Genomic DNA, 22,973 nt, shown 5'->3' with positions numbered 1-22,973 from the left:
CCGGCTCCGTCAGGATGGGCGCATGGGATTCCATGTCGATTCCGAGACCGGGCGGCTGCGCCGCGTCATCCTGCACCGGCCCGATCTGGAGCTGAAGCGGCTTACTCCGTCCAACAAGGACGCCCTCCTCTTCGACGACGTGCTGTGGGTGCGCCGGGCCCGGCAGGAGCACGACGGCTTCGCCGACGTGCTGCGCGACCGGGGGGTGGAGGTGCACCTCTTCGGGGACCTGCTGCGCGAGGCCCTGGACGTCCCGGCGGCCCGCGCGCTGGTCCTCGACCGGGTCTTCGACGAGAAGGAGTACGGGCCGCTCGCCACCGACCACCTCCGCGCGGCCTTCGACTCGCTGGACGCCGCCGCGCTGGGCGAGGCGCTCGTCGGCGGGATGACGAAGCGGGAGTTCCTGGCGGCGCACCGGGAGCCGACCTCGGTCCGCTTCCACGCGATGGATCTGGACGACTTCCTGCTCGGCCCGCTGCCGAACCACCTCTTCACCCGGGACACCTCGGCCTGGATCTACGACGGCGTCTCCATCAACGCGATGCGCTGGCCGGCCCGGCAGCGCGAGACGGTGCACTTCGAGGCGATCTACAAGCACCATCCGCTGTTCACGGGCCCGGAGGCGGGTTCCTTCCACCACTGGTCGGAGGGGCAGGCGGACTATCCGTCGACGATCGAGGGCGGGGACGTCCTGGTCATCGGCAACGGCGCCGTGCTGATCGGGATGAGCGAGCGGACGACGCCGCAGGCGGTGGAGATGCTGGCCCGGGGGATGTTCGCGGCGGGGTCGGCGCGCACGATCATCGCGCTGGACATGCCGAAGCGGCGGGCGTTCATGCACCTGGACACGGTGATGACGATGGTCGACCAGGACATCTTCACGCAGTACGCGGGTCTGGGGATGCTCCGCTCGTACACGATCGAGCCGGGGGACGCGGAGCAGTCCCTCCGGGTCACCGACCATCCGCCGGAGCAGATGCACAGTGCCATCGCGGCGGCCCTCGGGCTCCAGGACATCCGTGTCCTCACGGCGACCCAGGACGTGCACGCGGCCGAGCGGGAGCAGTGGGACGACGGGTGCAACGTGCTGGCCGTGGAGCCGGGGGTGGTCGTGGCGTACGAGCGGAACGTCACGACGAACACGCATCTGCGCAAGCAGGGCATCGAGGTGATCGAGATCCCCGGCAGCGAGCTGGGCCGGGGGAGGGGCGGTCCGCGCTGCATGAGCTGTCCGGTGGAGCGGGACGCGGCCTGAGGGGCGGAGGTCCGGGACGTCCCCTGAGGGCGAAGGTCACGGGAGAGGGGGGCTGTATAGAAATGTTGAAGTGCGTATACACTTCCAGAGTCCCGACCGTCGTCCTCCCGACCGTACCCACAGGAGCGCGTCCCATGGCCACAGACCTCATCGGCCGCCACTTCCTCAAGGAGCTGGACTTCACCGCCGAGGAGTTCCGCGGCCTGATCGCGCTCGCCGCCGAGCTCAAGGCCGCCAAGAAGGCGGGCGCCGAGGTCCAGCGGCTGCGCGGCAGGAACATCGCCCTGATCTTCGAGAAGACCTCGACCCGCACCCGCTGCGCCTTCGAGGTCGCCGCAGCCGACCAGGGCGCCTCCACCACCTACCTCGACCCCGCGAGCTCCCAGATCGGCCACAAGGAGTCGGTCAAGGACACCGCCCGCGTCCTCGGCCGGATGTTCGACGGCATCGAGTACCGCGGGGACAGCCAGGCCGCGGTCGAGGAGCTCGCCGCCTTCGCCGGCGTGCCCGTCTTCAACGGGCTCACCGACGACTGGCACCCCACCCAGATGCTGGCCGACGTGCTCACCATGACCGAGCACACGGACAAGCCGCTCGACGAGATCGCCTTCGCCTACCTGGGCGACGCCCGCTTCAACATGGGCAACTCCTACCTGGTCACCGGCGCCCTGCTCGGCATGGACGTCCGGATCGTCGCCCCGGAGGCGTACTGGCCGGCCGAGGACGTCGTCGCCGCGGCCCGCAAGCTCGCCGAGACCAGCGGCGCCAGGATCACGCTCACCGAGGACGTGTCCGAGGGCGTCGTGGGCGCCGACTTCGTCGTCACCGACGTCTGGGTCTCCATGGGCGAGCCCAAGGAGGTCTGGGACGAGCGGATCGCCGCCCTCGCCCCGTACTCCGTGACGATGGACGTGCTGCGCGCCACGGGGAACCCGGACGTCAAGTTCCTGCACTGCCTGCCCGCCTTCCACGACCTGGGCACGGCGGTCGGCCGGGACCTCCACGCCCGGCACGGCCTGACCGAGCTGGAGGTCTCGGACGAGGTCTTCGAGTCGGCGCACTCGGTCGTCTTCGACGAGGCCGAGAACCGGATGCACACCATCAAGGCGGTCCTGGTCGCGACGCTGGCCGGTACGACGGGGGAGTAGCCGAGCGGCGGCCGCCCCTGACCGCCGGTTTGACGCGGGCGCGGCACGGGGCTGGACTGGATTGACAGGCGCTGTGGCCGAAGCCCACTCCAGGGAGAGCGGCGATGACTGCTACAGAAACCTTCGAACTCTTGCAGCCCTACCGGATCGCCGAGGAGACGTTCGTCATTCCGTGGGCCCTGGAGGCTCCGCCGGTCGGCCACTTCCCGATGAACTCGATGGTGATCCGGGGAGCCGAACCGATCCTGGTGGACACCGGGGCGCCGGCGGTGCGGTCCCAGTGGTTGGAGGCCGCGTGGTCCGTGGTGGATCCGTTGGACGTGCGATGGGTCTTCCTCACCCACGACGACCGCGATCACGCCGGCAACCTTCTGGCCGCCCTCGCCGCATGCCCGAACGCGACCCTGCTGACGACCTGGTTCTCCCTCGGGCGCATGGCCGAGGAGTGGGAGACGCCGATCAACCGGTGCCGTTTCATGACCGACGGGGACACGGTGGAGGTCGGTGACCGCACGCTGGTGGCCAAACGGCCACCGCTGTACGACAACCCGACGACCCGGGCCCTCTTCGACACGAAGACCGGCGTCCTGTGGGCGGTGGACACCTTCGCGACGAACGTGCCCGCTCCCCTGCCCGAGACGGCCGGCCTGTCCGCGGAGGAATTCCGCGACGGGCAGCTCTTCGGCGGACGCCTGGTCTCGCCCTGGGTCGCGTTGACGGACGAACAGAAGTTCGGCGCGGTGGTGGAGGACTTCCAGCGGCTGGGCGCCGAGGTCGTCGCCGGCTGCCACACGCCGGTGCTCCGCGGGCCGCACATCGCGGAGGCGTTCGATCTTCTCCGCCGACTGCCCGGGATGCCGACCTGGACGGAGTTCACCCAGGCCGACCTCGACCAGTGGATGGCGATGGCCGAAAGCTCGGTCCCGCCCGAACAGCCTCGGCCGTCGGCCACGTGACGGAGGGTCCCGGGTCGCCCGCCAGGGCTACGGCGATCCGGACCGGGCCGATCGCACGGGCCGGCCCACCGGTCGTCGGCGCGCCGCCGTGCGGCGCCCAGGGGCGCCGCGCCCCGCGGCCCGTCAGCTCGCCCGGCGACGCCGCTGGGCCGGTATCCCCGGGAGCGTGAACCAGACCGCCTTGCCGTGCGCGGTGGGGCGGTGGCCGCAGTCGCTGCTGAGCGCCCGGAGCAGGAGGAGGCCGCGGCCGTGCTCCTGCCAGGGGTCGACCCCGACCGCCGGGTCGGGGTCGACGAGGTCGCCGGGGCGGGTGGGCCGGGAGTCGTGGACCTCGATCTGGCAGCCGCCCGGCGCCGGGAGCAGTTCGACGACCAGTTCGATGGGGCCGGTCCCGGCGGTGTGCTCGACGGCGTTGGCGACGAGCTCGGCGGTGAGGAGCTCCGCCGTGTCGGTGTCGGGGCGCTCGTCGGCCTCGGGGGCGGTGTCGGTGAGCGCGGTACGGATCAGGGCGCGGGCGATCGGCACGGCGGCGGTGGTGTGGGGCAGCCGGACGCGCCAGGAGGTGGCCGGCCCGGCCGCTTCGACTCCGGGCCCGGCGGCCGGAGGCTCGGGTGCCGGGCGGCCGGCCGTGTCGGGCCCGGCGGGCGGGGGCCCGGTCGCCGCGCGTCCGGCGGCCGTGGGGCGGGTGGCTTCGGGCATGGGGGGCGGGCTCCCTTCGCCGGGTGGCGGGTGGGCGAGTGGGGTGGGGGCATCCCGAGACGTCCTGGTTTCAACCTTACGAGGTGCAAAATCCGCTTCCCACGGCACCCCCGCATCGGCCTTATCGCGCACTCGTGACGACAGTCACAGTATGGTGATACCCTCCCTGCGGAGGAAGGAGGCCCCTCGAATGAGCCCCTTTACCGGCTCCGCGCCCCGCACGGCACGCTGGCAGCACCTGCGCCTCGACATCGACCAGGGCGTGGCCACCGTCACCCTGGCCCGCCCCGCGAAACTCAACGCCCTCACCTTCGGCGCCTACGCCGACCTGCGCGACCTCCTCGCCGAGCTCTCCCGCGAGCGCGCCGTCCGCGCCCTCGTCCTCGGCGGCGAAGGCCGCGGCTTCTGCTCGGGCGGCGACGTGGACGAGATCATCGGCGCCACCCTCGCCCTCGACACCGCCCGGCTCCTCGACTTCAACCGGATGACCGGCCAGGTCGTCCGCGCCCTCCGCGAATGCCCCTTCCCCGTCGTCGCCGCCCTCCACGGCGTCGCCGCCGGCGCCGGGGCCGTCCTCGCGCTCGCCGCCGACTTCCGGATCGCCGACCCCACCACCCGCTTCTCCTTCCTCTTCACCCGGGTCGGTCTCTCCGGCGGCGACATGGGCGCCGCCTATCTGCTGCCCCGGGTCGTCGGACTCGGCCACGCCACCCGTCTCCTCATGCTGGGCGAGCCCGTCCACGCCGCCGAGGCCGAGCGCATCGGCCTCCTCAGCGAACTCACCGAGGAGGGCGCGGCGGGGGAGCGGGCCGCCGCCCTCGCCCGCCGCCTCGCGGACGGGCCCGCCCTCGCCCTCGCCCAGACCAAGGCCCTGCTCACCGCCGAGCTCGACATGCCGCTCGCCGCCGCCGTCGAACTGGACGCGGCCACCCAGGCGCTCCTGATGAACGGCGAGGACTACGCCGAGTTCCACGCCGCCTTCACCGAGAAACGCCCCCCGAAGTGGCGGGGATGCTGACGCCCCCGGGCCCGGAGCCCCGAAGCGCCCCCGCCCCGGCCCCCGACCCCCGCCCCGGACCCCGCCCCCGCCCCGGACCCGGCCCGGGGCCCGCGCGGATCGCCGTCGTCGGAGGCGGGCCCGGCGGCCTCTACGCCGCCGCGCTCCTCATGCGGCAGGACCCGGCCCGCGAGGTCACCGTCTGGGAGCGGAACGCCCCCTCCGACACCTTCGGCTTCGGCGTCGTCCTCTCCGACGAGACCCTCGGCGGCATCCGGGACGCCGACCCCGTCGTGTACGAGGCGCTCCGCGGCGAGCTCGTCCGCTGGGACGACATCGACGTCGTCCACCGGGGCCACCGCACCACCTCCACCGGCCACGGCTTCGCCGCCCTCGGCCGCCGCCGGCTCCTGGAGATCCTGCACGCCCGCTGCGCCGAGCTCGGCGTACGGCTCCGCTTCCGCACCGAGGCCCCGCCCCCCGCCGTCCTCGCCGCCGAGCACGACCTGGTCGTCGCCGCCGACGGCGTCCACAGCCGCACCCGCGAGACCCACGCCGCGCACTTCCGCCCCCGCATCACCCCCCACCGCTGCCGTTACATCTGGCTGGCCGCCGACTTCCCCTTCGAGGCGTTCCGCTTCGAGATCGCCGAGACCGAGCACGGCGTGATGCAGCTCCACGCCTACCCCTTCTCCGCCGACTCCTCCACCGTCATCGTCGAGATGCGCGAGGAGGTCTGGCGGGCCGCCGGCTTCCACGAGCTCGACGAGGCCGAGTCCACCGCCCGCTGCGCCAAGGTCTTCGCCGAGGCGCTCGGCGGCCGGGAGCTCCGCTCGAACGCCTCCGCCTGGACCGCCTTCCGTACCGTCGCCAACGCCCGCTGGTCCTACGGCAACACCGTGCTCATCGGCGACGCCGCCCACACCGCCCACTTCTCCATCGGTTCCGGCACCAAACTGGCCGTCGAGGACGCCGTCGCCCTCGCCGCCGCCGTCGACGCCCACCCGGACCTCGACGAGGCGCTGAGCGCGTACGAGACGGAGCGCCGTCCCGTCGTCGAGTCCACCCAGCGCGCGGCCGGTGCCAGCCTCCGCTGGTTCGAGGAGCTCGCCGGACACGTCGACCGCCCGCCCCGCCGCTTCGCCTTCGACCTGCTCACCCGCAGCCGCCGCGTCACCCACGCCAACCTGCGGCTGCGCGACCCCGCCTTCACCGCCGCCGTCGAGGCCGACTTCGGCTGCCCGCCCGGCACCCCGCCCATGTTCACCCCCTTCCGGCTGCGCGGACTGACCCTGCGGAACAGGGTCGTCGTCTCCCCGATGGACCTGTACGTCGCCGAGGACGGCGTCCCCGGCGACTTCCACCTCGTCCACCTCGGCTCCAGGGCCCTCGGCGGCGCCGGACTCGTCATGACCGAGATGGTCTGCGTGAGCCCCGAGGGCCGCATCACCCCCGGCTGCACCGGCCTCTGGACCGACGCCCAGGCAGCCGCCTGGACCCGGATCGCCGACTTCGTCCACACCTCGGCGCCCGGCACCGCGCTCGGCGTCCAGCTCGGCCACTCGGGCCGCAAGGGCTCCACCCGCCGCATGTGGGAGGGCATCGACCAGCCCCTGCCCGAGGGCAACTGGCCGCTCGTCGCCGCCTCGCCCCTCCCGTACCGGCCCGGCGTCAACCAGACCCCGGCCGCCCTCGACCGCGCCGGACTCACCGCCGTGCGCGAGCAGTTCACCGCGGCCGCCCGCCGGGCCGCCCGCAGCGGCTTCGACCTCCTCGAACTGCACTGCGCCCACGGCTATCTGCTCTCCGGCTTCCTCTCCCCGCTCACCAACCACCGCACCGACGCCTACGGCGGCGACCTCACGGCCCGGCTCCGCTACCCCCTCGAAGTCTTCGACGCGGTGCGGGAGGCCTGGCCGGCCGACCGGCCCATGACCGTCCGCATCTCGGCCACCGACTGGGCCGAGGGCGGCACGACCGCCGCGGACGCCGTCGAGATCGCCCGCGCCTTCGCGGACCACGGCGCCGACGCGATCGACGTCTCCACCGGGCAGGTCGTCCCCGAGGAGGAGCCCGCCTACGGCCGCTCGTACCAGACGCCCTACGCCGACCGCATCCGCAACGAGCTCGGCGTCCCGGTGATCGCGGTCGGCGCGATCTCCTCCTGGGACGACGTCAACTCCCTGCTCCTCGCGGGCCGCGCCGACCTCTGCGCCCTCGCCCGCCCGCACCTCTACGACCCGCACTGGACCCTGCACGCGGCGGCCGAGCAGGAGTACCGGGGCCCGGCCGCCCCCTGGCCCGCCCCGTACCGCGCGGGCAGCCGCCGCCCGCCCACCGGCCGCCGGGACTGAGGATCCTGGACGCTCGCGTATGCGGGTGCGACGCGAGGCCATGGTCCGCCCGTCGCCCCCGCCCTTGAATGGGGACATGACAGAGAACAAGGGCGGGAAGAGTGCCGGGGCGGTCCTCGGCGCGGCGACGGTGGCGACCGGACTGGTCGCGGGGGTGTGGTTCGCGTACGTCTGCTCGGTGATGCCGGCGCTGGCGCGCAGCGACGACCGGGTCTACGTCGAGGTGATGCGGAACATCAACGACGTGATCCAGAACCCGGTGTTCTTCCTCCCGTTCTTCGGGGCGCCGGTCCTCACGGCCGTGGCCGCCTGGCAGCACCGCGCCGACCGGGCCCGGGCCTGGACGCTCGCCGCGTTCGTCCTCGGCCTCGCCGTCCTCGTGGTCACCTCGGCGGCGAACGTGCCGCTCAACGACGCCCTCGCGGCGACCCGGGACCCGGCGGCCGCCCGGGCCGCCTTCGAGACCCCGTGGGTGGCGTGGAACATCGCCCGCGCGGCCCTCGGCACGGCGGCCCTCACCTGCCTGGTGCGGGCCCTGGCCGTACGGCACCAGGGGGCGTACGGAAAGTAGAGCCGGGCGGGACCTTCCGGACACCCCCTAGGGCGCGTCCGACAGGAACGGAGCCACGTACTCCGCGCCCCGGTCCCGCAGCAGTTCGTGCAGGGCCGTGAAGACCTCCGCCGAGCGGCGGCCCGGCCAGTCGTCCGGCAGGAGCTCCGCCGGGAGCACCGGGTCCGCGTAGGGCAGTCGGCGCCAGGAGTCCAGGGCGAGGAGGTAGTCCCGGTAGGCGTCCTCGGCGCCCGCCGGGGCCGACCGCCAGGCTCGCAGGACCGGCTCGTGGGCCGCGAGGAACTCCTCGTGGAGCCCGGCGATCGCCGGCAGGTCCCACCAGCGGGCCACCGCCTCGGCCGTCGCCGTGTAGCCCAGGTGGTCGCCGCGGAAGAGGTCCACGTACGGGGAGAGCTCCAGGCGCTCCAGGGCGTGCCGGGTCTCCTCGTACAGCCGGGCGGGCGCGATCCAGACGCCCGGCGCCGCCGTGCCGAAGCCCAGCCGGGCGAGCCGGGAGCGCAGCAGGTGCCGCTTGTGCCGCTCGGCCTCGGGCACCGAGAAGACGGCCAGGACCCAGCCCTCCGACAGCTTCGGCTCCGTACGGGCGTAGATCCGGCGGTCGCCGTCGTCCAGGAGCCGCCGGGCGTCCTCCGAGAGGGCGTACCCGGCGGCGCCGCCCGCCGTCCGGTCCGGCAGCAGCAGACCGCGCCGCTTGAGCCGCGACACCGAGGAACGCACCGAGGGCGCGTCGACGCCGAGCGCGCCCAGCAGCCTGATGAGCGCGGCCACCGGCACCGGCGACTCGTCGGGCGCACGGCCGTAGGCGCCGTAGAAGGAGACGATCAGGGATCGGGGAGTGTGCTGCTCGGCCACGTGATCACTTTAGGGGGTGGTGGACACGTCATGCCGGTCACGCCGGGTCCCGCAGCAGGAAGCGCTGGAGCTTCCCCGTCGCCGTGCGCGGCAGCGCGTCGAGGAAGACGATCTCCCGGGGCGATTTGTACGGGGCGATGCGGGCGCGGACGAAGGCCCGCAGCGCGGCGGCGGTGCTCGCGTCGCGCGGCACCCCGTCCCGTACCACCGTGTACGCCACGACGACCTGGCCGCGCAGCTCGTCCGGGCGGCCGACCACCGCCGTCTCCACCACGTCGGGGTGGTCGAGGAGCACCTCCTCGACCTGGGGCCCGGCGATGTTGTAGCCGGCCGAGATGATCATGTCGTCGGCCCGTGAGACGTACCGGAACCAGCCGTCGGGCTCGCGGACGTACGTGTCGCCCGTGACGTTCCAGCCGTCCCGTACGTACTCCTCCTGGCGGGGGTCGGCCAGATAGCGGCAGCCCACCGGGCCGCGCACCGCGAGCAGCCCCTCCTCGCCGTCCGGGACGCCCTTGCCGTCGCGGTCGACGATCCTGGCCTGCCAGCCGGGCACCGGACGGCCCGTGGTGCCGGGACGGATGTCGCCGTCGGCGGCGGAGATGAAGATGTGCAGCAGTTCGGTGGCGCCGATGCCGTTGATCAGGCGCAGCCCGGTCCGCGCGTACCAGGCCGTCCAGGTCGCCTCCGGCAGGTTCTCGCCGGCCGAGACGCAGCGGCGCAGCGAGGCCACCTCCGGGGCCGTGCCCTGGGTCAGCTCCTCCAGCATGACCCGGTAGGCCGTCGGCGCGGTGAAGAGCACAGAGACCCGGTGCCGCTCGATCGCCGCGAGCAGCTGTTTGGGCCCGGCCTGTTCGAGGAGGACCGCGCTCGCCCCGGCCCGCAGGGGGAAGACGACGAGGCCGCCGAGGCCGAAGGTGAAGGCGAGTGGCGGCGAGCCGGCGAAGACGTCGTCGGGCAGCGGGCGCAGGACGTGCGCGGAGAAGGTGTCGGCGACGGCCAGGACGTCCCGGTGGAAGTGGACGCAGCCCTTGGGGCGCCCGGTCGTGCCGGAGGTGAAGGCGATCAGGGCCACGTCGTCGGCGGCGGTCGCCACCGCCTCGTACGGGCCGGGCCGGCGGTCGGCGAGGGCCAGCAGGTCGTCCGGTCCGTCCCCGCCGAAGGGGGTGATCCGGAGCCCGGGTATCCGGGCCGCGAGGAGTTCGTCGAGCACCCGGGCGTCGCAGAGCGCGTGGGTGCACCGGGCGGCTTCGGCCATCACGGCCAGTTCGGGGGCGCGCTGCTGGGCCAGGACGGTGACGGCGACGCCGCCGGCCTTCATCACGGCGAGCCAGCAGGCGGCGAGCCAGGGGGTGGTGGGGCCGCGCAGGAGGACCCGGTTGCCGGGCAGCACCCGCAGGTCGGTGGTGAGGACGTGGGCGATGCGGTCCACCCGGTCGCGGAGCTCCCCGTAGCTCCAGACCCCGCCCTCGCCGTCGTGGAAGGCGGGCCGGTCGGCGCCGAACCGCTCCACCGTGCGGTCGAGGAGTTCCGTGCCGCAGTTGAGCCGGTCGGGGTAGCGGAGCTCGGGGAGGTCGAAGACGAGATGCGGCCAGCGGTCGGGAGGCGGCAGCCGGTCGCGGGCGAACGTGTCGAGGTGGGCCGAGGGCGTCAGCTCCATGAGTCCGTCCCCCTGTCGTGGTGGGGTCGTCCGTCGCCCCACGAGCGTATCGTGTTGGTGACGACAGTCAACGGTTCGCGACAAGGGTGCCCGGGGGCACCGGAACGGAGGCGCCGCACGGCACAGGGAGCAGGGCGCCGCGGGGCGCGGCGACCAGGGCGCCCGAGGGCGCGGGGAGCAGGGCGCCTCAAGGCGTCGGGACGAAGGCGCCGCGAGGCGCTGGGACCACGGCGCTCCACGGCGTCGGGATCAGGGCGCCTCGCGGCGCCGGGACCAAGGCGCCGCGAGGCGCGGGGACGAAGGCGCCGGACGGCGCCGCGACGAGGGCGCCGGAGGGCGCCGGAGAGGGCCCACATGCCCGCATTCTCGCTCGATCCGGCACAGACCACCTGGTGTGCGGAGCTCAGCGCGCTCGCCGCCGAGCGCCTCAAGCCCCTCGCCGACCAGGGCGAACCCGGCAGGGTCAACCGCCCCCTCGTCGCCGCCCTCGGCGAGCTCGGCCTCCTCGCCCGCCTCTTCGAGGCCGGCGCCCTCGACCTCTGCCTCCTGCGCGAATCCCTCGCCCGCACCTGCACCGAGGCCGAGACCGCCCTCGCCCTCCAGGGCCTCGGCACCCACCCCGTCGCCGCCTTCGGCACCCCCGCCCAGCGCGCCCGCTGGCTCCCCGAGGCCACCGCCGGACGCGCCGTCGCCGCCTTCGCCCTCTCCGAACCGGACGCCGGCTCCGACGCCGCCGCCCTCGCCCTCGACGCCGTCCCCGACGGACGCGGCGGCTGGCGCCTGCACGGCGAGAAGCGCTGGATCTCCAACGCCCCCGAGGCCGACTTCGCCACCGTCTTCGCCCGCACCACCCGGGGCGCCGGAGCCCGCGGCGTCACCGCCTTCCTCGTCCCCGCCGACCGCCCGGGACTCGGCGGGGAGCCACTCGACATGCTCGCCCCGCACGCCCTCGGCACCCTCACCTTCGACGGCGTCCCCGTCGGCCCCGAGGACCTCCTCGGCGCCCCGGACCGGGGCTTCCGGGTCGCCATGAACACCCTCAACCTCTTCCGGCCCAGCGTCGGCGCCTTCGCCGTCGGCATGGCCCAGGCCGCCCTCGACGCGGCCCTCGCCCACACCGCCGCCCGCCCCGCCTTCGGCGGCGTCCTCGCCGACCTCCAGGCCGTCTCGCACCGCGTCGCCGAGATGGCGACCCGCACCGAGGCCGCCCGCCTCCTCGTGTACGCGGCGGCCGTCGCGTACGACGAGGGAGACCCCGACGTCCCCCGCCGCTCCGCCATGGCCAAGCTCCTCGCCACCGAGACCGCCCAGTACGTCGTCGACGCCGCCGTCCAGCTGCACGGCGCCCTCGCCCTCCAGCGCGGCCACCTCCTGGAACACCTCTACCGGGAGGTCCGCGCACCCCGGATCTACGAGGGCGCGACCGAGGTGCAGCGCACGATCATCGCGAAGGAGCTGTACGCGAAGGTGCCGCCCACCGAGGTGCCGCCCAACGAGGTGCCGCCCGGCGGGCAGCGGCCCGCCGGGGAGACGTACGCCCTGAAGCCGAAGGAGGCGACCGCATGAGCCTGCACCGCCACAACCCCGCCGAACTCTCCCCGCCCACCGGCTTCTCCCACGCCGTCACCGCCACCGGGAGCCGACTCGTCTTCCTCGCGGGACAGACCGCCCTCGACACCGAGGGCACGGTCGTGGGGGAGGGGCTCACCGAGCAGTTCACCACCGCCCTCGGCAATCTGCTCACCGCCCTGCGGCACGCCGGCGGCACCCCCGCCGACCTCGCCCGCGTCACCGTCTACACCACCGACGTCCCCGGCTACCGCGACCACGCGCACGAACTGGGCCGGATCTGGCGCCGCTTGGCGGGCCGCGACTACCCGGCGATGGCCGTCATCGGAGTCGTACGCCTCTGGGACGAGCAGGCCCTGGTGGAGCTGGACGGCTTCGCGGTCCTCGACGAACCCGCGCCCGCTTGATCAACTGGTCACCCGCGCGGGGCGGGCTTAGTGTCGAAAGGTGGACTGACCGGCCCACGGCACACTCACCAGGCGAGGCCCGAGGCGCCACATGAGTACACCCAAGCCGACGACACCTGCACAGACCGCCACTCCGAAGAAGGGTGGGGACGGCAAGGGCATCGCCCTGTTCGTGATCGCCTCCTGTCAGCTGATGGTGGTCCTCGACATCACCATCGTGAACATCGCGCTCCCGCACATCCAGACGGCGCTGGACTTCTCGACCACCAGCTTGTCCTGGGTCGTCAACGCCTACACCCTCACCTTCGGCGGCCTGCTGCTCCTCGGCGGGCGCACCGGCGACATCCTGGGACGGCGACGCGTCTTCATCTTCGGCGTGCTGCTCTTCGGACTCGCCTCCCTCTTCTGCGGGCTCGCGCAGAGCGAGTGGCAACTCCTCGCGGCCCGGGCGCTCCAGGGCGTCGGCGGCGCGATAGCCTCGCCGACCTCGCTCTCCCTCATCACCACGACGTTCGACGAAGGCCCGGAACGCAACCGGGCCTTCGGCGTCTTCGCGGGCGTCTCGGCCGGCGGCGGCGCGATCGGCCTGGTGGCCGGAGGCATGCTCGTCCAATGGCTCGACTGGCGCTGGATCTTCTTCGTCAACGTCCCGATCGCCGTGGTGATCGCGCTCCTCACACCGCGTCACGTCAAGGAGTCCGAGCGGCACCCCGGCCACTTCGACCTCGCCGGCGCGCTGACCTCGACGCTCGGCATGGTGGCGCTGGTGTACGGATTCATCCGGGCCGCGCAGGAAGGCTGGAGCGACCCCTACACGATCGGCTCGTTCGCCGCCGCGATCGTCCTCCTGGCCACGTTCATCCTCATCGAGCGGCGCTCCCAGCAGCCCATCACGCCCCTGCACATGTTCGCCGACCGCAACCGCTCGGGCACCTACGTCATCATGCTCTGCCTGGCGGCGGCCATCTTCGGGATGTTCTTCTTCCTCACCCTCTTCGTGCAGCAGGTGCTGGGCTTCAGCCCCCTGACGACGGGGCTCGCGTTCCTGCCGGTCAGCGCGATCATCGCGGTCGGCGCCGGCTTCACGTCCAACCTGCTGCCCAAGTACGGCCCGAAGCCCTTCATGGTGACGGGATCGGTGCTCGCCGCGGCCGGCCTGTCCTGGCTGACGCTCACCGACGTGGGCTCCACCTATGCGGGCAGCATCCTCGGACCGATCCTGGTCTTCGGCCTCGGCATGGGCCTGATGTTCGTCTCGCTGACCATCATGGCGCTGTCGAACGTCGAGCAGAGGGAGTCCGGAGCAGCGTCCGGCCTGCTCAACGCGATGCAGCAGGTGGGCGGTTCGCTCGGCCTGTCGATCCTGGTGACCGTCTTCGGCACGGCCAGCCGCAACGAGGCGGACAAGCAGGTCCCCGCCTTCCTCTCCCAGGCCGGCCCGCTGGAGAAGGCCCAGTTCGCCAGAACCGGCCAGCTCCCACCGCCCTGGAGCGACCAGGTCCTCACCTCCGGAGTCTCCGCGGGCTTCGTCACAGCGGCGATCTTCGCCGTCGTCGGCGCCCTGGTCGCCCTCTTCGTGATCCAGGTCCGCGCCTCCGACCTCGAACGGCTCAAGGGCGGCGGAGTGATGCCGGGCGCCGGCTGAGCTCCCCCCGCTACGGCGTCGGTGCGGGACGCAACGTGGCATACGCCCGCTCGGGACAGGCGGCATCGGGCGGCGCCAGCTTCAGATAGACGGTCCCGAACTGCGGATTCTCGACCGTCTTGCCCGGCTCGGGATCCTGGAAGCAGACCTTCCACGGATCCGCGACGCCGGGCAGCGCCACATCGGAGTACGCGCTCTCCGGCTCGACCCTCCTGAACCCGATCGGCCCCAGCGCCTCCCCGGCCCGCGCGAAGGTCATGCCGGTGACGGCGGGCATCTTCGGCCAGGGCAGCTTCCCGCCGTCGACGGCGGGGCAGGGCGCCCCGACACGCACCACACCGAGGTCGAGGGCGGGCCGACCACCGTCCCGCCGCCCCGCCGAGGTCTGGAAGCACACCGTCCACTCGTCCGCGTCCCACTGCCTGGCGTCCTGGTCGGAGGCGTCGTGCGACACGACGGAGTACCCGGCCCCGGAGGCGACCTCCTGGGCCTCCTCGAGACCCTTCCCCACGAGCAGGGGAGGCCCGGTGGGCTCAGGAGCGGCGGAGACGGTGACGGTCGCCTTCGGCGGCCGGTCATCGCCCCGCCCCGTCTCCTTCTCCGGCGAACCACCGCCGAAGAAGGACCGCACGCCCCACACGACCGCGAGCAGCACGACCAGAACGCCGACGACAACCCCCGGCCGCCGCCACCACCGCCGAACGGCCCCCGGGGGCGACGACGGGGGCGGCGGCGGGGCAGAGGGGTACGAGTCCACGCGGGGATCGTAGGCAGAACCCCCGCGCGGGGCGCGGGGGTTCTTCGGCTTCTCGCGGCTTTCTCCGGTCCTGAGTCCTAGATGTCCCGGAAGATCTCGATCTGCGCGCCGATCGAGTTGAGGCGCTCCGCGAGGTCCTCGTAACCGCGGTTGATGACGTACACGTTGCGCAGGACCGACGTGCCCTCCGCCGCCATCATGGCGAGCAGGACGACCACGGCCGGGCGCAGGGCCGGCGGGCACATCATCTCGGCGGCGCGCCAGCGGGTCGGGCCCTCCACGAGGACGCGGTGGGGGTCGAGGAGCTGGAGGCGGCCGCCGAGGCGGTTGAGGTCGGTGAGGTAGATGGCGCGGTTGTCGTAGACCCAGTCGTGGATGAGGGTCTTGCCCTGGGCCGTCGCCGCGATCGCCGCGAAGAAGGGGACGTTGTCGATGTTGAGGCCCGGGAACGGCATCGGGTGGATCTTGTCGATCGGCGCCTCCAGCTTGGAGGGACGGACCGTCAGGTCGACCAGGCGGGTGCGGCCGTTGTCCGCCGGGTACTCCGCCGAGCGGTCGTGGTCGAGGCCCATCTCCTCCAGGACGGCGAGCTCGATCTCCATGAACTCGACGGGGACCCGGCGGATGGTCAGTTCCGACTCCGTCACCACGGCCGCGGCGAGCAGGCTCATCGCCTCGACCGGGTCCTCGGAGGGGGAGTAGTCGACGTCCACGTCGATCTGCGGCACGCCGTGCACGGTCAGGGTGGTGGTGCCGATGCCGTCGACCCGGACGCCGAGGGCCTCCAGGAAGAAGCAGAGGTCCTGGACCATGTAGTTGGAGGAGGCGTTGCGGATGACGGTCACGCCGTCGTGCCGGGCGGCGGCGAGCAGCGCGTTCTCGGTGACGGTGTCCCCGCGCTCGGTCAGGACGATCGGGCGGTCGGGGGAGACGGAGCGCTCGACCTGGGCGTGGTAGATGCCCTCGGTGGCCGTGACCTCCAGGCCGAAGCGGCGCAGCGCGATCATGTGCGGCTCGATCGTGCGCGTACCGAGGTCGCAGCCGCCGGCGTACGGCAGCTTGAAGCGGTCCATGCGGTGCAGCAGCGGGCCGAGGAACATGATGATCGAGCGGGTGCGGATCGCGGCCTCGGCGTCGATGGACTCCATGTCGAGCTCGGCCGGCGGCACGATCTCCAGGTCCGTGCAGTCGTTGATCCAGCGGGTGCGGACGCCGACGGAGTTGAGGACCTCCAGGAGCCGGAAGACCTCCTCGATGCGGGCGACCCGGCGCAGGACGGTGCGGCCCTTGTTGAGGAGCGAGGCGCAGAGCAGCGCGACACAGGCGTTCTTGCTCGTCTTGACGTCGATGGAGCCGGAGAGGCGACGGCGGCCGACGACCCGGAGGTGCATGGGTCCCGCGTATCCCAGGGACACGATCTCGCTGTCGAGGGCTTCGCCGATCCGGGCGATCATCTCAAGGCTGATGTTCTGGTTGCCGCGCTCGATCCGGTTGACGGCGCTCTGGCTCGTGGCCAGTGCTTCGGCGAGCTGCGTCTGTGTCCAGCCACGGTGTTGCCGGGCGTCACGGATGAGCTTGCCGATGCGTACGAGGTAGTCGTCTGCCATGGCGTCACGTTATCTCAGATATGAGATGTGATTCGTCATCGGGTAGGCCGTCAGGGTGAATCGCCGTGCGCGGTCGGGTGGCGCGGTTCGTACAGGGGGAGTTCGGTGCCGCTCGGCAGCCGGACGGCGGCGAGCAGGCCCCAGCCCTGGTCGGTGATGGCCCGTGAGATCTCGGCGCCCCGATCCTCCAGGGTTGTCAGGGTATGGGTGAGGTCGTCGCACATGAGGTACACCTCGTGCTGCGGCTCGCCCGTCGTGGGGTGCACCGCGATCTCGGCGGGTGGCAGCTTGAAGATGAGCCAGCCCCCTCCGGCGTCCACGTGCTCGAAGCCGACGACGTCCTTGAGGAAGGCCCGGTCGGCCTCCGCGTCCCGGGTGTAGAGAACCACGTGCGCGCCGCTGATCATGAACCGATCGTCGGCCGGGGCGCCCGCCGCGGCAATCGGGCCGCATCCGTTCGGGGTGGGACGGGGCGGGGCGGGGCGGGAGGGCGTGCCGGGTCGGCCGCGCGTCCCGTGGATCCGCAGCATGCCAGGCATGACCGGGCGGCGGTGATGTACTAGAGTTATCTCGACATCGAGATATCTGCCGAGGCGCACCGCTGCCGCCATCCTGGTAAGGGTTACCTAACTTAGCCTTACCTTAGCGGATCGACGACGTGTACGTGGCGGCAGGATGTGGTGGAACGCGCACATATATGAAGGAGACTGTCGTGTCGGCGAACAGCTTCGACGCCCGCAGCACGCTGCGCGTGGGCGACGAGTCGTACGAGATCTTCAAGCTGGACAAGGTCGAGGGCTCCGCGCGCCTCCCTTACAGCCTGAAGGTCCTCCTGGAGAACCTGCTCCGCACCGAGGACGGCGCGAACATCACCGCCGACCACATCCGGGCCCTCGGCAACTGGGACTCGCAGGCTCAGCCGAGCCAGGAGATCCAGTTCACGCCCGCCCGCGTGATCATGCAGGACTTCACCGGTGTGCCCTGTGTCGTCGACCTCGCCACCATGCGTGAGGCCGTCAAGGAGCTCGGCGGCGACCCGGCGAAGGTCAACCCGCTCTCCCCGGCCGAGCTGGTCATCGACCACTCCGTCATCGCCGACAAGTTCGGTACGAAGGACGCCTTCGGCCAGAACGTCGAGCTGGAGTACGGCCGCAACAAGGAGCGCTACCAGTTCCTGCGCTGGGGCCAGACCGCCTTCGACGACTTCAAGGTCGTCCCCCCGGGCACCGGCATCGTCCACCAGGTGAACATCGAGCACCTGGCCCGTACCGTCATGGTCCGTAACGGCCAGGCGTACCCCGACACCCTCGTCGGCACCGACTCCCACACCACCATGGTCAACGGCCTCGGTGTGCTCGGCTGGGGCGTCGGCGGCATCGAGGCCGAGGCCGCGATGCTCGGCCAGCCGGTCTCCATGCTCATCCCGCGCGTCGTCGGCTTCAAGCTGACCGGCGAGCTCCCGGCCGGCACCACCGCCACCGACCTGGTCCTCACGATCACCGAGATGCTGCGCAAGCACGGCGTCGTCGGCAAGTTCGTCGAGTTCTACGGCGAGGGCGTCGCCGCGACCTCCCTCGCGAACCGCGCCACCATCGGCAACATGTCGCCGGAGTTCGGCTCCACCGCCGCGATCTTCCCGATCGACGGCGAGACCCTGAACTACCTCAAGCTGACCGGCCGCTCCGAGCAGCAGGTCGCGCTCGTCGAGGCGTACGCCAAGGAGCAGGGCCTCTGGCTCGACCCGGCCGCCGAGCCCGACTTCTCCGAGAAGCTGGAGCTCGACCTCTCCACGGTCGTCCCCTCCATCGCCGGCCCGAAGCGCCCGCAGGACCGCATCGTCCTCGCGAACGCCGCCGCGCAGTTCGCCCAGGACGTCCGCAACTACGTCGACGAGGTCGACGAGGCGGGCAAGGAGTCCTTCCCGGCCTCCGACGCCCCGGCGAACCACCCGAACGGCGCCCCGTCGAAGCCGGTCCAGGTGACCGCCCCCGACGGTTCGACCTACGAGATCGACCACGGCGCCGTCACCGTTGCCGCGATCACCTCCTGCACCAACACGTCGAACCCGTACGTGATGGTCGCCGCCGCGCTCGTCGCGAAGAAGGCCGTCGAGAAGGGCCTGACCCGCAAGCCGTGGGTCAAGACCACCCTCGCCCCGGGCTCGAAGGTCGTCACCGACTACTTCGACAAGGCGGGCCTCACCCCGTACCTCGACAAGGTCGGCTTCAACCTCGTCGGCTACGGCTGCACCACCTGCATCGGCAACTCCGGCCCGCTGCCGGAGGAGGTCTCCAAGGCCGTCAACGAGCACGACCTGGCCGTGACCTCGGTGCTCTCGGGCAACCGCAACTTCGAGGGTCGCATCAACCCCGACGTCAAGATGAACTACCTGGCCTCCCCGCCGCTGGTCGTCGCGTACGCCATCGCGGGCTCCATGAAGGTGGACATCACCAAGGACGCCCTCGGCGTCGACCAGGACGGCAAGCCCGTCTACCTGGCCGACATCTGGCCCTCCGAGGCCGAGGTCAACGACGTCGTCGCCAACGCCATCGGCGAGGACATGTTCAACAAGTCCTACCAGGACGTCTTCGCGGGCGACGCCCAGTGGCAGGCGCTGCCGATCCCGACCGGCAACACCTTCGAGTGGGACGCCGAGTCCACCTACGTCCGCAAGCCCCCGTACTTCGAGGGCATGACGATGGAGACCACCCCGGTCACCGACATCGTCGGCGCCCGCGTCCTGGCCAAGCTGGGCGACTCGGTCACCACCGACCACATCTCCCCGGCCGGCGCCATCAAGGCCGACACCCCGGCCGGCAAGTACCTCACCGAGCACGGTGTGGAGCGTCGTGACTTCAACTCCTACGGCTCGCGCCGTGGCAACCACGAGGTCATGATCCGCGGCACCTTCGCCAACATCCGCCTGCGCAACCAGATCGCGCCGGGCACCGAGGGCGGCTACACCCGCGACTTCACCCAGGCCGACGGCCCGGTGAGCTTCATCTACGACGCCTCGCAGAACTACCAGGCCGCCGGCACCCCGCTGGTCATCCTGGGCGGCAAGGAGTACGGCTCCGGCTCGTCCCGCGACTGGGCCGCCAAGGGCACCGCGCTCCTCGGCGTCAAGGCCGTCATCACCGAGTCGTACGAGCGCATCCACCGCTCGAACCTCATCGGCATGGGCGTCCTGCCGCTGCAGTTCCCGGCCGGCCAGTCGGCCGACTCGCTGGGCCTGACCGGCGAGGAGACCTTCTCCATCACGGGCGTCACGGAGCTGAACGAGGGCACCACGCCGAGCACGGTCAAGGTCACCACCGACACCGGTGTCGAGTTCGACGCGGTCGTCCGCATCGACACCCCCGGTGAGGCGGACTACTACCGCAACGGCGGCATCATGCAGTACGTGCTCCGCAACCTGATCCGCGGCTGACGCCTCGGGATCCGGTCGTACGCAGCGGGCCCCGCTCCTCGGAAGAGGAGCGGGGCCCGCTCGTGTCCGTCCGGCCCGAGGGCCGGTCGGCACGACTAGAACATGAGGCGGAAGCCGTTCCAGCCGCCCGAGCCGACCTTCACGCGGCCGTAGAAGGGCGAGGCGGCGTTGCCCGTGCCCTTGAAGAGCCAGAGCGCGCCGGCGCCGTCACGGGCCAGCAGGTCCGCGTTGCCGTCGAAGTTGACGTCACCCACGGAGAGCAGGTTGTTGTAGATCTGGAAGCCGGCGCCGACCTTCGTACGACCGGAGAACGGGACCTGGTAGTTGCCCGTGCCCTTGAAGAGGTACAGGTTGCCGGAACCGTCGCGCGTGATGAGGTCGGCCTTGCCGTCCCCCGTCATGTCGCCCTTGCCGGTCATCTGGTTGTAGATCTGCCAGCCGCCACCGATGCGGGTGCGGGTGGCCAGGTTGCCGTTGCCGTAGCCCAGGTACAGCCACAGCACGCCGTAGCTGTCACGGGCGATCAGGTCGTCCGCCGCCGCGCCGCCGTTGTTGCCGGCGGAGAAGACGCGGTTGTAGATGCCCCAGCCGCCGCCGATGTCGCGCGGGGTGCCGTCGAACGGCATGTAGGCGAGACGGTTGTTCTCGACGTACCAGAGGCCGTCGGAGTGGCCGTCCGAGTTCTGGTCCACCTGGGTGATGTACTTGCTGTACTGCCAGCCGGAACCGCTCGACACGGCGGCCTTGAAGCCGCCGTTGCCGTCGAGGTCGTAGCGGTACAGGTTGCCGTAGTTGGTGGCACCGTACAGCGAGTTGGCGGGCGTCGTGACCGCCGCGGTCGCCGCGGTCGTCGCGGCGAACGCGCCGGCGCGCGGCGCCGACTCGACGGTGGCGGACTGTGCGGAACGCTGCGGCACGTCGGCCGCCACCGCGGCCGTGGTGGTGCCCACGAGGGCGGCGGTTATCGCAGCGACGGTGACGCGGGACAGGAAGCCCGTGCGCTTCAGGCCAGAAGACTTGGCCACGTAGTACTCCAGATCCGAGTGGAATGAGGCAGGTCCCACCGCGCGTCCGTCACGAAGGAGGGAAACGGTGGGACCCCTCATGATCCCGGATCGTCCTTACAGGACCTTCACCGGGAGGGGGGTCTGTGACACAACTGTTTCGATCCCGGCCGTATGTCGGCTTTGCCGCGTTCGTGTTCGCGACGGGGTGTCGAGGGCGTGTCGTGCCCCCAGTACGGGTAGTTCCGAGGCGCTGTCAAGGGTGGCGCGAAGTCAATGCTTGGACGAAACGCCGCAGATCCAGCGTGCTTATCCCGGAGGTCTCAACTCGGGAAAGATGGTCGCGGAAACCTGGTTTCGATCTTGCTCCCGCGAAGGGAAGTGGACTATACCTGTCGGCGTCCAGCCAGTCGGAGCAATCCGACGACGGCCCGACGCGTGCACGACCCGGCTGCAAATGACCGCGGTGGCGGGGCCCTTCGCCTGTGGCGAGTGAGTACGGGCGACCGGTACACCGCCTGAGTCCTGAATGAAGGCGAGGACTTGAGCATGGGATCCACCTCCGCACACAACGGTGAGGGCCTCGGCCGTCGCGATCTGATCAAGCGTTCCGCCGCCATCGGTCTGATCTCCGTGCCGACCATGGGCTTCCTGTCCGCCTGCGCGAGCAGCGACAGCGGTGGTAACGGAAAGGTCGAGAAGGGTACGAAGTCCGACAAGAACCCGCTCGGGGTGAACGAGTCGGCACCGCTCGATTTCGTCCTCTTCGACGGCGGATTCGGACAGCAGTACGCCAAGGACGCGATCAAGGTCTACGAGACCAATTACCCCAAGGCGAGCGTCAAGTTCACGCCGACCCAGAAGATCACCACCACGCTGCAGCCGCGCTTCAACGGCGGCACCCCGCCGGACCTCATCGACAACTCCGGCGCCGAGCAGATGGACATGGGCGTCCTCGTCGGCCAGAAGCAGCTGGCGGACCTCACCCCGCTCCTGGACGCGCCGTCCATCGACGACCCGAGCAAGAAGGTCCGCGACACCCTGCGGCCCGGCATCGTCGAGATGGGCCAGTTCGACGGCGACCCGGTGTGGATCATGTACTACGCCTACACGGTCTACGGCGTCTGGTACTCGCAGAAGCTGCTCGACTCCCTCGACGCGAAGTACCCCGAGACCTGGGACGAGATGCTGGCCGTCTGCGAGAAGGCCAAGAAGAAGGGCATCGCGGGCTGGACGTACGCCGGCAAGTACCCGTACTACGTCCCCTTCTCGCTCTACCCGATGATCGGCAAGGTCGGCGGCCGCGAGGTCCTCGACGCCATCGACAACCTGGAGCCGAAGGCCTGGGAGCACCCCGCCGTCAAGACGTGTTTCGAGGCGTACTACGAGCTCGTCAAGAAGGGCTACATCCTCAAGGGCACCCCCGGCCTCGACCACATCCAGTCGCAGACCGCCTGGACCGAGGGCAAGGCGCTGTTCATCCCGAACGGCTCCTGGGTCGAGAACGAGGCCGCGAAGACCATGCCGGCCGACTTCGACCTGGCCGTCTCGGCCCCGACCGGCATCGACTCGTCCGACAAGATGCCCTTCGGCACCATCTGGGCGTCCGGCGGTGAGCCCTTCATCGTCCCGGCGAAGGCGAAGAACCTGGAGGGCGGCCTGGAGCAGCTGCGCATCATGCTCAGCGAGGCCTCCTCGAAGAACTTCACCCAGTCCGTGAAGTCCCTGACCGCCTTCAACGGCGGCACCGACGGCATCGAGCTGACCCCGGGCCTCAAGTCCGGTGTCGCCGCCCTGGAGAAGGCCGGCCAGAACGTCGTCAACCCGCGCCTCCAGGACTGGTACGTCGCCCTCCAGAAGGAGAAGATCGGTGTCGCCGGGCTCGGCGAGATGATGGCCGGCCGCGCGACCCCGGCCGAGACGATCAAGAAGATCCAGAAGTACGCCGACGAGGCGGCCAAGGACTCCTCGATCAAGCACTACAAGCACCAGTGAGCAGTGCCGGGGCCCCTTCCCGCCGACCGGGAGCGGGCCCCGGCCCCACGGCGCGTGGCACCAGCGG

The 22,973-nt window shown here is 71.5% G+C and carries 18 protein-coding genes; 11 read left to right on the top strand and 7 right to left on the bottom strand.

From position 1 onward, the window contains the following. Positions 1 to 22: 22 nt before the first annotated feature. The 3 genes from BLW86_RS09130 (at position 23) to BLW86_RS09120 (ending at position 3,359) form a co-directional block, all read left to right on the top strand. On the top strand, positions 23 to 1,255 hold the full coding sequence (locus tag BLW86_RS09130) for an arginine deiminase (protein WP_093873560.1): 1,233 nt from the start codon (positions 23 to 25) through the stop codon (positions 1,253 to 1,255). 134 nt (positions 1,256 to 1,389) lie between these two features. Next, positions 1,390 to 2,403, top strand: coding sequence for an ornithine carbamoyltransferase (gene argF / locus BLW86_RS09125; protein ID WP_093873559.1), 1,014 nt, complete (start codon positions 1,390 to 1,392; stop codon positions 2,401 to 2,403). 104 nt (positions 2,404 to 2,507) lie between these two features. Beyond that, positions 2,508 to 3,359, top strand: coding sequence for an MBL fold metallo-hydrolase (locus BLW86_RS09120; RefSeq protein WP_093873558.1), 852 nt, complete (start codon positions 2,508 to 2,510; stop codon positions 3,357 to 3,359). A 123-nt stretch (positions 3,360 to 3,482) separates the two neighbouring features. Here the strand turns inward: BLW86_RS09120 and BLW86_RS09115 are convergent, their stop codons facing one another. After that, on the bottom strand, positions 3,483 to 4,058 hold the full coding sequence (locus BLW86_RS09115) for an ATP-binding protein (protein WP_093873557.1): 576 nt from the start codon (positions 4,056 to 4,058) through the stop codon (positions 3,483 to 3,485). Between the two features lie 190 nt (positions 4,059 to 4,248). Here BLW86_RS09115 and BLW86_RS09110 point away from each other — a divergent pair, with 190 nt between their 5' ends. The 3 genes from BLW86_RS09110 (at position 4,249) to BLW86_RS09100 (ending at position 7,980) form a co-directional block, all read left to right on the top strand. Beyond that, a complete protein-coding gene (locus BLW86_RS09110) occupies positions 4,249 to 5,076 on the top strand; it encodes an enoyl-CoA hydratase family protein (RefSeq protein WP_093873556.1) in 828 nt (275 codons plus the stop codon). 149 nt (positions 5,077 to 5,225) lie between these two features. Continuing rightward, positions 5,226 to 7,409: a bifunctional salicylyl-CoA 5-hydroxylase/oxidoreductase gene (locus tag BLW86_RS09105; RefSeq protein ID WP_256341655.1), complete on the top strand. Its 2,184-nt coding sequence runs from the start codon at positions 5,226 to 5,228 to the stop codon at positions 7,407 to 7,409. Positions 7,410 to 7,485: 76 nt separating this feature from the next. Next, positions 7,486 to 7,980, top strand: a complete 495-nt coding sequence (locus tag BLW86_RS09100; protein ID WP_093873555.1) for an anthrone oxygenase family protein — start codon at positions 7,486 to 7,488, stop codon at positions 7,978 to 7,980. A gap of 27 nt (positions 7,981 to 8,007) precedes the next feature. On the opposite strand, the gene BLW86_RS09095 is transcribed toward BLW86_RS09100, so the two are convergent. Both BLW86_RS09095 and BLW86_RS09090 read right to left on the bottom strand, forming a co-directional pair. Next, on the bottom strand, positions 8,008 to 8,832 hold the full coding sequence (locus BLW86_RS09095) for a PaaX family transcriptional regulator (RefSeq protein ID WP_093873554.1): 825 nt from the start codon (positions 8,830 to 8,832) through the stop codon (positions 8,008 to 8,010). A gap of 37 nt (positions 8,833 to 8,869) precedes the next feature. Further along, the gene (locus tag BLW86_RS09090; protein WP_093873553.1) at positions 8,870 to 10,492 is read right to left on the bottom strand and encodes an AMP-binding protein; all 1,623 of its coding nucleotides are present in this window, start codon (positions 10,490 to 10,492) and stop codon (positions 8,870 to 8,872) included. A 354-nt stretch (positions 10,493 to 10,846) separates the two neighbouring features. On the opposite strand from BLW86_RS09090, the gene BLW86_RS09085 reads away from it, so the two are divergent. From BLW86_RS09085 to BLW86_RS09075, 3 genes are all read left to right on the top strand, one after another. Next, a complete protein-coding gene (locus BLW86_RS09085) occupies positions 10,847 to 12,058 on the top strand; it encodes an acyl-CoA dehydrogenase family protein (RefSeq protein ID WP_256341260.1) in 1,212 nt (403 codons plus the stop codon). Then, positions 12,055 to 12,468: a RidA family protein gene (locus tag BLW86_RS09080; RefSeq protein WP_093873552.1), complete on the top strand. Its 414-nt coding sequence runs from the start codon at positions 12,055 to 12,057 to the stop codon at positions 12,466 to 12,468. Before BLW86_RS09085 ends, BLW86_RS09080 begins: the two co-directional genes overlap by 4 nt. 91 nt (positions 12,469 to 12,559) lie before the next feature. Beyond that, entirely contained in the window at positions 12,560 to 14,113 is a 1,554-nt protein-coding gene (locus tag BLW86_RS09075; RefSeq protein WP_093873551.1) for an MFS transporter, read from the top strand. A gap of 10 nt (positions 14,114 to 14,123) precedes the next feature. Here the strand turns inward: BLW86_RS09075 and BLW86_RS09070 are convergent, their stop codons facing one another. From BLW86_RS09070 to BLW86_RS09060, 3 genes are all read right to left on the bottom strand, one after another. Further along, positions 14,124 to 14,870 (bottom strand): Stk1 family PASTA domain-containing Ser/Thr kinase, encoded by a 747-nt coding sequence (locus BLW86_RS09070; protein ID WP_143060241.1) that lies wholly within the window; start codon positions 14,868 to 14,870, stop codon positions 14,124 to 14,126. A gap of 77 nt (positions 14,871 to 14,947) precedes the next feature. Then, positions 14,948 to 16,477 (bottom strand): helix-turn-helix domain-containing protein, encoded by a 1,530-nt coding sequence (locus BLW86_RS09065; protein WP_093873549.1) that lies wholly within the window; start codon positions 16,475 to 16,477, stop codon positions 14,948 to 14,950. A gap of 50 nt (positions 16,478 to 16,527) precedes the next feature. After that, complete coding sequence (locus BLW86_RS09060; protein WP_030690052.1) at positions 16,528 to 16,884, bottom strand: VOC family protein; 357 nt, start codon at positions 16,882 to 16,884, stop codon at positions 16,528 to 16,530. A gap of 305 nt (positions 16,885 to 17,189) precedes the next feature. Between BLW86_RS09060 and acnA the strand changes: the two genes are divergently transcribed. Next, positions 17,190 to 19,907, top strand: a complete 2,718-nt coding sequence (gene acnA / locus BLW86_RS09055) for an aconitate hydratase AcnA (protein ID WP_093878580.1) — start codon at positions 17,190 to 17,192, stop codon at positions 19,905 to 19,907. 95 nt (positions 19,908 to 20,002) lie between these two features. On the opposite strand, the gene BLW86_RS09050 is transcribed toward acnA, so the two are convergent. Continuing rightward, entirely contained in the window at positions 20,003 to 20,932 is a 930-nt protein-coding gene (locus BLW86_RS09050; protein ID WP_093873548.1) for an FG-GAP repeat domain-containing protein, read from the bottom strand. Positions 20,933 to 21,460: 528 nt separating this feature from the next. Here BLW86_RS09050 and ngcE point away from each other — a divergent pair. Further along, positions 21,461 to 22,906: an N-acetylglucosamine/diacetylchitobiose ABC transporter substrate-binding protein gene (gene ngcE / locus BLW86_RS09045; RefSeq protein WP_093873547.1), complete on the top strand. Its 1,446-nt coding sequence runs from the start codon at positions 21,461 to 21,463 to the stop codon at positions 22,904 to 22,906. Positions 22,907 to 22,973 lie beyond the last annotated feature (67 nt).

It is taken from the genome of Streptomyces sp. TLI_105 (assembly GCF_900105415.1).
Taxonomy (GTDB): Bacteria; Actinomycetota; Actinomycetes; order Streptomycetales; family Streptomycetaceae; genus Streptomyces.
Note: the sequence above shows the minus strand (reverse complement) of the source record. Positions and strands in the feature narration are given on the sequence as shown.

What these genes read in the sequence shown, in the direction of transcription:
- BLW86_RS09130 (WP_093873560.1), top strand. Translation starts at nt 23, where the DNA reads ATGGGATTCCATGTCGATTCCGAGACCGGGCGGCTGCGCCGCGTCATC.
- argF (WP_093873559.1), top strand. Translation starts at nt 1,390, where the DNA reads ATGGCCACAGACCTCATCGGCCGCCACTTCCTCAAGGAGCTGGACTTC.
- BLW86_RS09120 (WP_093873558.1), top strand. Translation starts at nt 2,508, where the DNA reads ATGACTGCTACAGAAACCTTCGAACTCTTGCAGCCCTACCGGATCGCC.
- BLW86_RS09115 (WP_093873557.1), bottom strand. Translation starts at nt 4,058, where the DNA reads ATGCCCGAAGCCACCCGCCCCACGGCCGCCGGACGCGCGGCGACCGGG.
- BLW86_RS09110 (WP_093873556.1), top strand. Translation starts at nt 4,249, where the DNA reads ATGAGCCCCTTTACCGGCTCCGCGCCCCGCACGGCACGCTGGCAGCAC.
- BLW86_RS09105 (WP_256341655.1), top strand. Translation starts at nt 5,226, where the DNA reads ATGCGGCAGGACCCGGCCCGCGAGGTCACCGTCTGGGAGCGGAACGCC.
- BLW86_RS09100 (WP_093873555.1), top strand. Translation starts at nt 7,486, where the DNA reads ATGACAGAGAACAAGGGCGGGAAGAGTGCCGGGGCGGTCCTCGGCGCG.
- BLW86_RS09090 (WP_093873553.1), bottom strand. Translation starts at nt 10,492, where the DNA reads ATGGAGCTGACGCCCTCGGCCCACCTCGACACGTTCGCCCGCGACCGG.
- BLW86_RS09085 (WP_256341260.1), top strand. Translation starts at nt 10,847, where the DNA reads ATGCCCGCATTCTCGCTCGATCCGGCACAGACCACCTGGTGTGCGGAG.
- BLW86_RS09080 (WP_093873552.1), top strand. Translation starts at nt 12,055, where the DNA reads ATGAGCCTGCACCGCCACAACCCCGCCGAACTCTCCCCGCCCACCGGC.
- BLW86_RS09075 (WP_093873551.1), top strand. Translation starts at nt 12,560, where the DNA reads ATGAGTACACCCAAGCCGACGACACCTGCACAGACCGCCACTCCGAAG.
- BLW86_RS09065 (WP_093873549.1), bottom strand. Translation starts at nt 16,477, where the DNA reads ATGGCAGACGACTACCTCGTACGCATCGGCAAGCTCATCCGTGACGCC.
- BLW86_RS09060 (WP_030690052.1), bottom strand. Translation starts at nt 16,884, where the DNA reads ATGATCAGCGGCGCGCACGTGGTTCTCTACACCCGGGACGCGGAGGCC.
- ngcE (WP_093873547.1), top strand. Translation starts at nt 21,461, where the DNA reads ATGGGATCCACCTCCGCACACAACGGTGAGGGCCTCGGCCGTCGCGAT.